The organism is Actinobacillus indolicus, from assembly GCF_004519515.1.
In the GTDB taxonomy this organism is placed as follows: Bacteria; Pseudomonadota; Gammaproteobacteria; order Enterobacterales; family Pasteurellaceae; genus Glaesserella; species Glaesserella indolica_A.
This window is the reverse complement of record NZ_CP038145.1, coordinates 1,990,563-2,003,383: the sequence shown is the minus strand read 5'-3', so window position 1 is coordinate 2,003,383 and position 12,821 is coordinate 1,990,563. Positions and strand designations below refer to the sequence as shown.

Below are 12,821 nucleotides of genomic sequence, written 5' to 3'. Positions count from 1 at the left end.
AATGTTTGATTCGTTAGTTGTCCAATTCGTTGTTCTTTGGGCTGTCATCGACCCGATTGGTTCAATTCCCGTTTATTTGGCAAAAACCGTTGGTTTATCACCAGAGGATCGTCGTAAGATTGCCCGTAATGCGATTTTAATTTCGGCTGGGATTTTACTCTTTTTCTTGGTCATGGGACAATGGTTACTTGAAGCAATGCAAATTCCACTCTCAGCATTCCAAATTGCGGGGGGCTTAGTCTTATTGCTATTTGCATTAACGATGATTTTTGGTGAAAGCAAACCTGATCATGAAATTAAAATGCGTAGCAACTTACATGAATTAGCCGTTTATCCACTTGCCGTTCCCTCTATTGCATCGCCTGGAGCAATGATGGCCGTCGTTTTATTAACGGATAATCACAGATATAGCTTTTTAGATCAAGTTTTTACTACAGGGATTATGCTTTCAGTATTGCTAATTACCTATATTTTATTTTTAGTGGCAAACCGTATTCAACACTTTATTGGTCATGCTGGTGCAGCTATTATTAGCCGTGTGATGGGCTTAATTCTTTCTGCGGTTGCCATTAATAATATTTTGCTCGGGTTGAAAGATTTTATTACTCAGGCACAGATGGGGTAATATACATTGCATAACCGAAATGTAGAGGCGGGGTTTATCCCCGCCCGAATGCAAAGATATATCAGCGGGCGGGGATAAACCCCGCCCCTACGAAAAAATAATACACAATCCTTTTCACATATTTTATGTATCAACTATTGTATTTATCAGGGAACACCCAATGTCTTTACTTCCACTTTCTCAAGCACTCGACACAATGCTAAATCAGCTACCACGTCCAACATCACAAGAGATCATTCCACTTGATCAAGCGGTAAACCGAATTTGTGCTGATGATATTTTTTCACCGATTAACGTGCCGAATTTTGATAACTCTGCAATGGACGGCTATGCGGTACGTATGGCAGATCTTGAACATTCCACTACACTACAAATCGCTGGTAAAGCCTTTGCTGGTAATCCGTTTCTGGCTGAAATGCAACAAGGAAGCTGTGTACGGATTATGACAGGGGCGAAAGTGCCAGTGGAAGCCGATGCTGTGGTGATGCAGGAAGATACGACACTGAATGCAGATGGCTCTGTCACCATTAATCGTCTACCTAAGAAATTGGGGGATAATATCCGCCGTATTGGTGAAGATGTGAAGCAAGGGGCATTGGTTCTCGCCAAAGGCAGTCTGTTAAATGTGGCAAGCCTACCGCTATTGGCTTCGCTGGGAATTGATAAAGTTGCCGTTTATCCTCGTTTGAAAGTCGCTATTCTTTCAACGGGTGATGAATTAGTCTCTGTTGGAAATCCGTTGCAAGAAGGACAAATTTACGACACCAACCGTTTTACCGTCCGTCTTTTGCTAGAAAAAATGGATTGTGAAATTGTCGATTACGGTATTTTGCCTGATGATCCTAGCCTGTTTGAGAAGACCTTTACCGAAGCACAACAAACCGCCGATGTATTAATTACAAGTGGCGGTGTGTCCGTTGGCGAAGCGGATTTCACCAAAGATGTCTTGGAAAAACTGGGGCAAATCGGCTTTTGGAAAATTGCAATGAAGCCTGGCAAACCTTTTGCATTTGGTAAATTGGAAAAAGCGTGGTTCTTTGGTTTACCGGGTAATCCTGTGTCTGCTTTAGTCACTTTCTATCAACTTGTTCAGCCTGCATTATTGAAACTCGCGGGCAGATCCGATGAAAATATTGCAAACTTTTCACCAAATTTAACCGCTTGTACCGCAGTTCCACTCAAGAAAGCTGTTGGTCGCCAAGATTTCCAACGGGGCTTTTTCTATGCGAATGAAAATGGGCAACTTGAAGTAAAAACCGTTGGAACACAAGGCTCGCATATTTTTAGTGCGTTTAATGAAAGCAACTGTTTTATTGTACTTGAGCAAGAACGTGGCAATGTTGCCGTGAGTGAGCAAGTGACTATTCAGCCGTTTAACCATTTATTGAGATAATATGCAACTCTCCGATCCAGAAATGTTACGTTACAACCGCCAAATCATACTAAGAAGTATCGATTTTGACGGTCAAGAAAAACTGAAAGCCAGTCGCGTATTGATTGTCGGCTTGGGCGGACTAGGTTGTTCTGCTAGCCAATACCTTGCCACTGCGGGTATCGGGCATTTAACCTTAGTCGATTTTGATACGGTTTCGCTCTCGAATTTACAACGCCAAGTGTTACACACTGATGCCACCATCGGAATGCCGAAAGTGGTATCCGCCAAACAGCGTTTAAGCGAACTCAATCCCCATATTGAGATTGAAACCATCAATGCCCATCTCAACGAAACTGAATGGGCAGAATTAATTCCACAATTTGATGCGGTGTTAGATTGCACGGATAACGTCGATATTCGCAATACATTGAACAAAATTTGTTTTAATGTAAAGAAACCGCTCGTGTCAGGTTCGGCAATTCGTTTTGAAGGGCAAGTCAGCGTATTTCGCTATGGCGAAGCAGAGCCTTGCTACCAATGTTTAAGCCAACTATTTGGAGAAAATGTATTAAGCTGTGTCGAAGCAGGCGTAATCGCACCAATCGTTGGCGTAATCGGCAGTTTACAGGCGTTGGAAGCTATTAAAGTGTTGCTCAATATTGGCAAGAGCTTATCAGGAAAGTTACTGATGATTGACGGATTAAACTTTTCTGTCCGAGAAATGAAATTGCCGAAACAGTCAAATTGTTCGGTCTGCAGTAAAGAAAAAGATTAAAATTTAATCATAATTCAAGAATTGCAAAGTTGAGTTTAGCTGTTTGACGGCAAATTCACTTTCACCTACTATGTGCATCAGTACGTTCCTCCTTAGTTCAGTCGGTAGAACGGCGGACTGTTAATCCGTATGTCGCTGGTTCAAGTCCAGCAGGAGGAGCCAACGATTTCCTCCTTTAGTTTTTTGCTTTTGGTCTTGTTTTATTTGTCTCCTTTTATAAAACAGTAATTCATACCTCCTCGAATTAGATCAAAAGAATTAGCACTCATTTGAGTGCTTTTTTTTAAATGGATATACTAGATAATGATCTAGCATATCCTTCTCTCATTAATTTTCTATATCAATAAATTCAATTTCATTATTGGGTTGTTCAGGCGGATTATCACATAGCCAGTTTGCTAATCGAGCATAATCTGCTAAAGATAAGTTTTCTGCCCGTGCATTCAAATCTACCCCAAGTGCTTCTAATTGCTCTGCACTGAACAAGGTAGAAAGTGCATTGCGTAATGTTTTACGGCGTTGATTAAAGGCTTGCGTCGTCACACGATTTAACCAATAAATATCTTTGACTGGATGTGGTAACGTTTTATAAGGTACTAAACGAACGACCGCAGAATCGACTTTTGGAGCTGGTTTAAATGCCGTCGGTGGCACTTCTAACACAGGCATCACTTGGCAATAATATTGCGCCATAATCGTTAAACGTCCATATGCTTTGCTGTTTGGAGCCGCACATAAACGTTTCACTACCTCTTTTTGCAACATAAAGTGCATATCTTGAATTAAGTCGTGGAACTTAAAGAGATGGAACATCAACGGAGTTGAAATGTTGTAAGGCAAGTTACCAAACACTTTGACCGCTTTACCATTTAACGCTAGGCTATCAAAATAGGCTCGGAAATCAAAACGCAACGCATCTTGTTCAATCACAGTTAATTTTTGGTGTAAAAAAGGGTGATGACGTAAGCGTTCTGCTAGATCTCGGTCTAGCTCAACCACCGTTAAATGATCAACAAGATCTGCCACAGGCTCGGTTAATGCCCCTAAACCTGGACCGATTTCTAATAAAAACTGATCTTTTTGCGGATTAATTGCCGCCACAATACTATGAATCACGTTTTGGTCGTGTAAAAAGTTTTGACCAAAGCGTTTACGGGCTGTATGCCCTAAATGTTTTTTTGAATTTGAACTCATTAATTACCTTACAAGCGGTTAGATTACCGCAATTTTTTACAAATTAAATAAAGCAAAGAACCCCGCATAAGCGAGGCTCTTTATTTTTAAATCAATTAGAAATATTTTACGTCAGATTTACTTCTTAATGCTTTTACCCAGTCTTTTGATGCTGCTTGCGCTTGTTTATCAACAAGTTGCTCATAAGCCTTCTGTAAATAAGCATCTTCAGTACGATCACCTTGACGAGTATCTGTCACTTTTAAAATATGCCAACCAAACTGAGACTTAAATGGTGCAGAAATCACACCAACTTTGCTCTTTTGTGCAACTTTAGCAAAGCCTGGATCATAGACATCTAAGAAATTAAAGCCTAAATCACCGCCATCAGCGCCTGATGCGTAGTCCACAGAATTTGCTTTTGCCGCCTCTTCAAAAGTCGTTTTACCCGCTTTGATATCCGCCACAATTGACGCTAATTTTGCTTTAGCTTGAGCATCATTTAAGATTGGTGTCGTCTTAATTAAAATGTGGCTAACGCGGTGTTCAGTACCTGTTACCGTTTTTAATTTTCCTGATGTTTTGGCTTTATCTAAGAGCTCTTTCGCTAAAGATTGTACCTGTTGTGGCTCAACTTGGATTGTTTTGCCAATACTTTGTTGGCGAACTTGTTCCATTAAAATTTGATGAGCCAGTTGTTGACGGTATTGGTTCAAACTAATACCTTGATAATCTAAAGCATCAAGTAATTGACCGTAGGTTAATCCATTCTGAGCCGCAATATTTTCAATCATCTGATCGACATAAGCATAATTTACCTTGATACCAGACTCTTGGATTGCACGCTGGACGACAAAGTCATCAATTACCGCATCTAACGCCACCTTACGATTTGCTTCTGTATTCGCTTTTTTACCCAAAGCCTGTTTTACTTGGCTCTGCATAATGGGATAACCATCCACTGTTGCGACTACTCGCTCTTCAGCATTAGCTGAAGAAAATGCAAATAAAGCAAAACCTGCGATAAATAATGATTTTACTTGTGTAAACTTCATTTTAATTTCCTATGAATATTGTAGATAAAAAATTCCTGCTACTTAGAAGACTATTTTAGCAAAAGGTTCACAAAGATTGAATTTTCTTAATCACATTCGTGGTCGAACAACCGTTCTCAAAGTTTAGCACACGAACCTCACCACCATTTGCCCAAACTTCTTGGCTACCTGCAATCTCTTCCGGCTTATAATCGCCGCCTTTTACCAATAAATCAGGCAAAATTTCACCGATTAAACGTTGTGGTGTATCTTCACCAAATGGCACAACCCAATCGACCGAGGCAAGCCCAGCCAGCACTGCCATACGTGCATCTAAATCATTAATTGGACGACTTTCACCTTTTAAACGTTTTACAGATTCATCAGTATTTACTGCAACAATCAAACGATCACCTAGCTTACGTGCATTTTCAAGGTAAGAAACGTGTCCTGGGTGAAGAATATCAAAGCAACCATTAGTCATTACGATTTTTTCACCACGTGTTTTTGATTGTTGAATAATTGCTTTCAACTCTGCTTCAGACACCACTCCAAAGCCTGTTTCGGCACGTTGATGTATCGCCTGTTCCAGTTCACTTGGGCTAACGGTTGATGTCCCTAATTTACCCACCACAATTCCAGCTGCCGCATTCGCTAAATAGCACGCTTCTTCTAAAGAACGACCGTCTGCAATCGCAGTCGCTAACACACTAATTACCGTATCACCAGCCCCTGTTACATCATAAACTTCTTTCGCTTGGGTTGGTAAATGGAATGGATCTTGATTTGGACGAAGTAAGGTCATCCCTTTTTCTGAACGAGTAATCAGCAATGCCGATAAATCGAAATCGGCTATCATTTTTAAACCTTTAGCCACAATTTCATCTTCATCATTGCAATGTCCTGCAACCGCTTCAAATTCAGACATATTTGGCGTAAGCAGTGTTGCCCCACGATAACGCTCAAAATCTGTGCCTTTCGGATCAATTAACACAGGCACATTTGCTTGGCGTGCAATTTGAATCATTTGCTGAACGGCATCAAGCGTCCCTTTGCCATAATCAGACAAAATTAACGCACCGTAAGCGGTAATTTCTGCTGCTAATTTTGCAAGTAACGCTTGGCAATCTACATTATGGAAACCTTCCTCAAAATCTAAACGCAATAATTGCTGATGGCGAGAAAGAATGCGTAATTTAGTGATCGTTGGGTGAGAATCTACCGCAACACATTGATTTTGAATACGATGTTCGCTTAATAGTTTATCCAACGCTCGCCCTGCATCATCATTACCGACTAAACCGTGCAAAGTGACAGGTACGTTCAGGCTTGCAATATTCATTGCCACGTTTGCCGCTCCACCTGCACGATCTTCATTTTCCTGAACTTTGACAACAGGCACAGGGGCTTCAGGCGAAATACGGTTAGTTGAACCGAACCAATAGCGATCTAACATCACATCGCCAAGCACCAATACTTTTGCATTGTTAAATTGCGGAGAATATTGCATCATCATAACTTCAATCTCTTATCTTTTACTTTTCTTAATAAATTTCATCAAGCGTTTACGTTTACGCAACTGGCTTGGGGTCAATTTATTCTTCTTACCTGCAAATGGGTTGTTTCCTTCTTGGAACAACACTCGGATCGGCGAACCAATAATTTTCAAACTCTTACGGAAATAGTTCGACAAATAACGCTTATAAGAGTCAGGTAATTTCTCAATTTGATTACCATGGATCACAATGATCGGCGGATTATAACCACCCGGGTGAGCATATTTTAATTTCACACGGCGACCATTTACTAACGGCGGCTGATGATCATCTGTCGCTAACTGCAAAATTCGGGTTAGCATTGATGTCGTCATCTTCTTCGTCGCACATTGATAGGCTTCTTGGATTGAGCTGAATAAGTTGCCCACACCACTACCGTGTAGTGCGGAAATAAAATGCACTCGTGCAAAATCAATAAAATCTAAACGGCGATCAAGCTCTGATTTCACATTATCTTTAATATCCTGTGATAAACCGTCCCATTTATTGACAACGATCACCAACGACTTACCTGCATTAAGAATAAAGCCTAAAAGCGATAAATCCTGATCAGACACACCATCACGAGCATCGATCGTCAATAAAACCACATTCGCATCTTGGATCGCCTGTAAGGTTTTAATCACCGAGAATTTCTCCACCGCTAAATGCACCTTACCACGCTTACGCACCCCTGCGGTATCAATGATGGTATATTGCTGTCCATCACGTTCCATAGGGATATAAATCGAATCACGCGTCGTCCCCGGCATATCGTAAACCACCACACGTTCTTCACCTAAAATACGGTTAGTCAGTGTCGATTTACCCACATTTGGACGACCTACAATGGCAATCTTAATGTTTTTATCGTCAGCTTCTTCCTGATCTTCTTCTAACGCTTCGTCTAATAACGCTGTGTCTTCTTCGTTGTCAAAGTCAAAATCGCTATCCCATTCATCTTGTTCATCATCTGCAACATTTTCATCAGAATCGACCGCTTGTGCTTCTAATTTTTCCGCAAGGGGAGCTAAAACCTGTTCGATTAGTTGTGTCACACCACGCCCTTGTGCTGCAGCGATTGGCTCTACTTCACCTAAACCTAACTGATAAAATTCCGCAATATGTGAGTCAGCATCAATGCCGTCAGTCTTATTTGCCACCACCACAGTGGTTTTATCACGCTGACGCAAATACTGTGCAATACCTACGTCCGCAGGTAATAACCCAGCACGAGCATCAACTAAAAATAGCACTACATCTGCTTCTTCAATCGCTAATAGCGACTGTTCCGCCATTTTCTCTTCGACACCTTCTTCAGTGCCATCAATACCGCCCGTGTCAATCACAATAAAATCGTGTCCGGCAATATTTGCGTGACCATATTTACGGTCACGGGTTAAGCCAGGGAAATCTGCCACTAACGCATCACGGGTGCGAGTTAAGCGGTTAAATAACGTGGATTTTCCTACGTTAGGTCTGCCCACAAGGGCAACAACAGGAGTCATATTACAACCTCATTTAAAATCGGTTTGCGAACATCTTACGCAAAATTGCGGTATTATAGCCTAAATTGCAAAATATCGGGAAAGATAAAATACGAAATCTCACCACAAGCGGTGAGATTTCACTAAAATTTTACAGGTTCGAGAGAATATTTACTTCTTCTGCTCTTCCGCCCGTTTGCGTCGAATCTCTTTAGGATCGGCAATCAACGGGCGGTAGATTTCAATACGATCACCATTTTCCACTATATCTGTTAATTTCGCAGGGCGGCTGAAAATACCGACTTTATTTTCTCGCAAGTCAATTTCCGTATGTTTTTGCAATACGCCCGATTGCAAAATCACATTTTGAATGGAAAGTGGATTGTCTAATTCCATTTTCTTATAAAAATATTTTTCAGGATAAGCGTAAATCACTTCCACCACGATTTTTTGCGTATCAGACACCATACACCTCTTTTGCTCGCTGTTTAAACGCATTCACCATTTTGAGCGTTAATTCATTGAAAATTTTGCCAAACACCATACCAATCATCGGGCTTGAAAATTCAAATTCTAAATTTAGGCTGATTTTGCAACTCTGTTCATCAAACGGCTGAAAAGTCCAAGCTCCCTGTAAATATTTGAATGGTCCATTTAATAATTCCATGGTGATTTTTTCATTGGGAATCATCGTATTATGAGTGCTAAAACGTTGGCTAATCCCTAATTTTTGAATGACTAATTCTGCATTGAGCTCATTGTCGCCTAAACTTAAGGTCGTTGCCCCCACACAGCCTGATAAAAACTGCGGATATTTTTCATAGTCATTAACAAGGCGATACATCTGTTCAGCACTATAAGGCACAAGGGCGGATTGATTGACTGTTGGCATAATATGTTCAAGTTACTAAAAAATACCAATAGTTTACCACAGTTACAAGCGGTCGGTTACTGTCAATTTTTTACAAATAAGAGTACAATCTCGTAATCTTTATTTAGGTTAAATAAGAACAGAGAGGCAACTATGCAAAACGAACCCATTCGCTTAACACAATATAGTCACGGTGCAGGCTGTGGCTGTAAAATTTCCCCGAAAGTGCTTGAACAAATTCTACACATAGAACAGGCGAAGTTTATCGACCCGAATTTATTAGTCGGTAATGAAACCAAAGATGATGCGGCTGTCTATGACATCGGTAATGGTGTCGGCATTGTCAGCACCACAGATTTCTTTATGCCGATTGTGGACGATCCTTTTGATTTCGGGCGAATTGCTGCAACTAACGCAATCAGTGATATTTTTGCAATGGGCGGTAAACCGATTATGGCGATTGCAATTTTAGGCTTTCCAATCAATAAGTTACCTGCCGAAGTTGCACAAAAAATTGTTGATGGCGGTCGTTTTGCGTGCCAACAAGCAGGCATTGCGTTAGCTGGCGGACACTCAATTGACTCCCCTGAACCTATTTTTGGTTTAGCGGTCACAGGGATTATTTCCACCGAGCAAGTGAAAAAGAACGCTTCAGCACAAGCAGACTGTGATTTATATCTCACGAAACCGCTTGGGATCGGCGTACTCACTACGGCGGAAAAACAGGGTAAATTAAAACCTGAACATCAAAATTTAGCACGAGATGTGATGTGTCAGATGAATTTGGTCGGCGCTGAATTTGCCAAAGTCGATGAGATCACGGCAATGACCGATGTCACAGGTTTTGGGTTACTCGGACACTTAACGGAAATCTGCCAAGGTTCAAACTTGCGTGCCGAAGTTTATTTCGATCAAATCCAAACCTTAGACGGTGTCAAAGAGTATATCGCACAAGGGGCTGTCCCAGGCGGAACGACCCGTAATTTCGACAGCTACGGACATCTGATTTCGCCGTTAAGTGATGAACAAAAAGCGATTTTGTGCGATCCGCAAACGTCAGGTGGTTTATTAATTGCCGTTAAGCCACAAGCGGTCGAAAGTGTGAAACAAATTGCAAACAATGCCAATGTCGCCCTTTACCCTGTCGGTAGATTATTGAAAGCGGAAAGTGGTAAGGCATTGATTGAGGTAAAATAGTAATAATTCCCCCCTTTGAAAAAGGGGGGCTAGGGGAGATTTTATTAGGCAAGGTGAAATATCCAGATTGTTAAATCCCCCTCAATCCCCCTTTTTCAAAGGGGGAAGTAAGTTTTGGAGAAGCCCCCAAATGAAACAAAACATTGATGTGGTGATTGTCGGCGGTGCGGTGACTGGTTCTGTACTTGCCTTAGCGTTAAGTTCGGTAAGCGGACACCAACTGCAAATTGCAATCGTAGAAAAAAATACGCCAAACTATGCAGAACAAGGCGGTTTTGACGCACGTTCAATCGCCCTTGCTTACGGCAGTTTGCAAAAATTAGCTCAAATTCGACCGCTTGCCACGGAGCAAAATTTAGCTCAACTGGTTTACCGTATTGCAACCCCTATCAAACAAATTCACGTTTCAGATCAAGGACATTTCGGCAAAACGACCTTAAAAGCCGACGAATTACGCTTATCCGAATTAGGTGTGGTGGTGGAACTCGCCAAACTGGGCGAGCAACTGACCGCATTAATCGCCAAGCACCCCAACATTCAGCTATTCTGCCCTGATACCGTCTCCCATATCGAACGCACAGAACAGCAATGCCAGATTACCCTAAATAGCGGAACACAATTAACGTCCAAATTGTTAGTTGCCTGTGACGGCATTCAATCTCAAGTTGCCCAACAATGTGGCGTAACCACCCAATTTATCAAGGATTATCAACAATCCGCCATTATCGCCAATGTTATCCTGTCTGAACCACACCAAAACCACGCCTTTGAACGTTTCACGAAGCAAGGGCCTTTTGCCTTATTGCCACTCAATGAAAAAATGATGTCGCTGGTTTGGTGTATGGAAGATCCAACAGACGCAATGGCAATGTCAGACAGCGACTTTTTATACGCCTTGCAACAACAATTCGGCTGGAAGCTCGGCAAATTTTTACAAGTCAGCAAGCGGTTTGTTTACCCCCTTTCTTCGCAAAAAAGCGAAAGCCATATTCACCACCGTTTAGCCATTGTCGGCAATGCGTCCCAGTTGCTACACCCAGTGGCAGGGCAAGGGTTCAATCTCGGAATGCGAGATCTGTTTGAACTGGCAACCCTTGTCGGTCAAGCCTTGGCTCAAGGCGAAGATTTCGGCGAAGCAAAATGGTTACAACAGTTTGAACAACACCGCCAAGCCGACCAAGCCCGAATTATGCAAAGCACAAGCGGTCTAATTTCGATTTTTGGTTGCGAATTTTTGCCTATGCAAGTCGCTCGCAACCTTGCCCTATTTGGTTTATCTCATTTTTCACCCGCTCGCAATGCCGTTGCTCATAAAGCATTAGGCTGGTAATTTTCAGTATATGTTTAATCAAATTCAACATCAATTACACAAATTCGTACAACGTGGTTTAGACAACCACCTACGCCTTGCCGTAACAGGCTTAAGTCGCAGTGGGAAAACCGCATTCATCACCAGTTTTGTCGATCAACTGCTACACATCGGCACAGGCGACAACGCCCACTTAAACCTATTTGCTCCTGCTCGAAACGGACAAATTCTTTCCGTAAAACGAGTAGAACAGCACGATCTCACCATTCCCCGTTTTGAATACGACAAAAACCGCCACTGTTTTGAGAACGAACCGCCAACGTGGTGTCCATCTACCACAGGGATCAGCGAAATTCGCCTTGCGATCCGCTACCAACGCCGTGATAGCCTACTTCGCCATCTCAAAGAAACGAGTACACTCTATCTCGATATTTTTGATTACCCAGGGGAATGGTTATTAGATTTACCGCTACTCTCCCAAAGTTTCAAAGAGTGGTCGCAACATCAACAGCAAGTACACAAAGGCGAACGGGCAGAGTTAGCACAGGCTTGGCTTACTCAAGTAAAACAACTCGATCTCACCGCCAAAACGGACGAAAACCAGCTTGCAAAATTAAGTGAAGATTACACCGCTTACCTACTCAAATGCAAAGAAGTTGGAATGCAATATATCCAACCCGGGCGATTTGTCCTGCCAAATACCGAACGGGGTGCGCCTGTTTATCAGTTCTTCCCCCTGCTTGATTTAAGCGAAAATGAATGGGAACAACTAGAAAAAAGCCCTGAACATAGCATTTTTCACACCCTGAAAAAACGCTATCGCCACTATCAACAAAAAATCGTCAAACCATTTTATGAAGATTACTTCTCACAGTTTGACCGCCAAGTGATCTTAGCGGATTGCCTTACCCCACTAAATCACAGCCACCAAGCCTTTATTGAAATGAAAACAGGCTTACAACAGCTATTTAAACATTTCCATTATGGCAACCGCTCACTCTTTAGTCGCCTATTTTCATCAAATATCGACAAGTTACTGTTTATCGCCACCAAAGCCGATCATATCACCAGCGACCAGCTACCGAATTTAGAAAGCTTAATGCGACAATTAGTGCAAGAAGGGGGGCGACACTCTGAATTTGAAGGCATTGACACAGGCTACCAAGCGATTTCCGCTATCCGAGCGACCGAGCCTGTGATCGCCACACAAAACGGACAAAGTTTCAAAGCGATCCGTGGGGTTCGCTCTAGTGATAAAAAACTGGTCACTCTCTACCCAGGTAGCGTTCCAAACCGTTTACCTGACATCAATTACTGGCAAAATCACCGCTTTGAGTTTGACCAGTTTGAACCGAAAAAAATCGACTTTGATCAGCCGCTCCCCCATTTAAGAATGGACGCTGTATTGCAGTTTTTGCTCGCAGATCGATTTGATTAATA

General features: G+C 42.0%; 12 protein-coding genes and 1 tRNA gene. 7 read left to right on the top strand and 6 right to left on the bottom strand.

The features are described 5' to 3' along the window. Position 1 precedes the first annotated feature (1 nt). The 4 genes from EXH44_RS09890 to EXH44_RS09875 all read left to right on the top strand — a co-directional run bounded on the left by EXH44_RS09890 (position 2) and on the right by EXH44_RS09875 (position 2,937). Entirely contained in the window at positions 2-625 is a 624-nt protein-coding gene (locus EXH44_RS09890) for a MarC family protein (RefSeq protein ID WP_135673836.1), read from the top strand. 160 nt (positions 626-785) lie between these two features. Further along, the gene (gene moeA, locus EXH44_RS09885) at positions 786-2,018 is read left to right on the top strand and encodes a molybdopterin molybdotransferase MoeA (protein ID WP_162857339.1); all 1,233 of its coding nucleotides are present in this window, start codon (positions 786-788) and stop codon (positions 2,016-2,018) included. Between the two features lies 1 nt (position 2,019). Continuing rightward, positions 2,020-2,775, top strand: coding sequence for a molybdopterin-synthase adenylyltransferase MoeB (gene moeB / locus EXH44_RS09880; protein ID WP_162857338.1), 756 nt, complete (start codon positions 2,020-2,022; stop codon positions 2,773-2,775). Positions 2,776-2,861: 86 nt separating this feature from the next. Next, positions 2,862-2,937 (top strand) — tRNA-Asn (locus EXH44_RS09875). A gap of 165 nt (positions 2,938-3,102) precedes the next feature. Here EXH44_RS09875 and rsmA read toward each other — a convergent pair. From rsmA to EXH44_RS09845, 6 genes are all read right to left on the bottom strand, one after another. Then, positions 3,103-3,969 (bottom strand): 16S rRNA (adenine(1518)-N(6)/adenine(1519)-N(6))-dimethyltransferase RsmA, encoded by an 867-nt coding sequence (gene rsmA, locus EXH44_RS09870; protein ID WP_162857337.1) that lies wholly within the window; start codon positions 3,967-3,969, stop codon positions 3,103-3,105. A 95-nt stretch (positions 3,970-4,064) separates the two neighbouring features. Continuing rightward, complete coding sequence (locus tag EXH44_RS09865; protein WP_162857336.1) at positions 4,065-5,003, bottom strand: peptidylprolyl isomerase; 939 nt, start codon at positions 5,001-5,003, stop codon at positions 4,065-4,067. A 67-nt stretch (positions 5,004-5,070) separates the two neighbouring features. Further along, the gene (hldE, locus tag EXH44_RS09860) at positions 5,071-6,498 is read right to left on the bottom strand and encodes a bifunctional D-glycero-beta-D-manno-heptose-7-phosphate kinase/D-glycero-beta-D-manno-heptose 1-phosphate adenylyltransferase HldE (RefSeq protein WP_162857335.1); all 1,428 of its coding nucleotides are present in this window, start codon (positions 6,496-6,498) and stop codon (positions 5,071-5,073) included. A 12-nt stretch (positions 6,499-6,510) separates the two neighbouring features. After that, positions 6,511-8,025 carry a ribosome biogenesis GTPase Der gene (gene der, locus EXH44_RS09855; protein ID WP_162857334.1) on the bottom strand — a complete coding sequence of 505 codons (1,515 nt, stop codon included), beginning with the start codon at positions 8,023-8,025 and terminating at the stop codon, positions 6,511-6,513. Between the two features lie 150 nt (positions 8,026-8,175). Continuing rightward, positions 8,176-8,472, bottom strand: coding sequence for an RnfH family protein (locus EXH44_RS09850; protein ID WP_135673087.1), 297 nt, complete (start codon positions 8,470-8,472; stop codon positions 8,176-8,178). Continuing rightward, on the bottom strand, positions 8,462-8,896 hold the full coding sequence (locus EXH44_RS09845) for a type II toxin-antitoxin system RatA family toxin (RefSeq protein ID WP_162857333.1): 435 nt from the start codon (positions 8,894-8,896) through the stop codon (positions 8,462-8,464). Before EXH44_RS09845 ends, EXH44_RS09850 begins: the two co-directional genes overlap by 11 nt. Positions 8,897-9,028: 132 nt before the next feature. Here EXH44_RS09845 and selD point away from each other — a divergent pair, with 132 nt between their 5' ends. From selD to EXH44_RS09830, 3 genes are all read left to right on the top strand, one after another. After that, complete coding sequence (gene selD / locus EXH44_RS09840; RefSeq protein ID WP_162857332.1) at positions 9,029-10,072, top strand: selenide, water dikinase SelD; 1,044 nt, start codon at positions 9,029-9,031, stop codon at positions 10,070-10,072. A gap of 130 nt (positions 10,073-10,202) precedes the next feature. Continuing rightward, a complete protein-coding gene (gene ubiH, locus EXH44_RS09835) occupies positions 10,203-11,402 on the top strand; it encodes a 2-octaprenyl-6-methoxyphenyl hydroxylase (RefSeq protein WP_162857331.1) in 1,200 nt (399 codons plus the stop codon). A gap of 10 nt (positions 11,403-11,412) precedes the next feature. Next, positions 11,413-12,819 carry a YcjX family GTP-binding protein gene (locus EXH44_RS09830; protein ID WP_162857330.1) on the top strand — a complete coding sequence of 469 codons (1,407 nt, stop codon included), beginning with the start codon at positions 11,413-11,415 and terminating at the stop codon, positions 12,817-12,819. Positions 12,820-12,821: the final 2 nt, after the last annotated feature.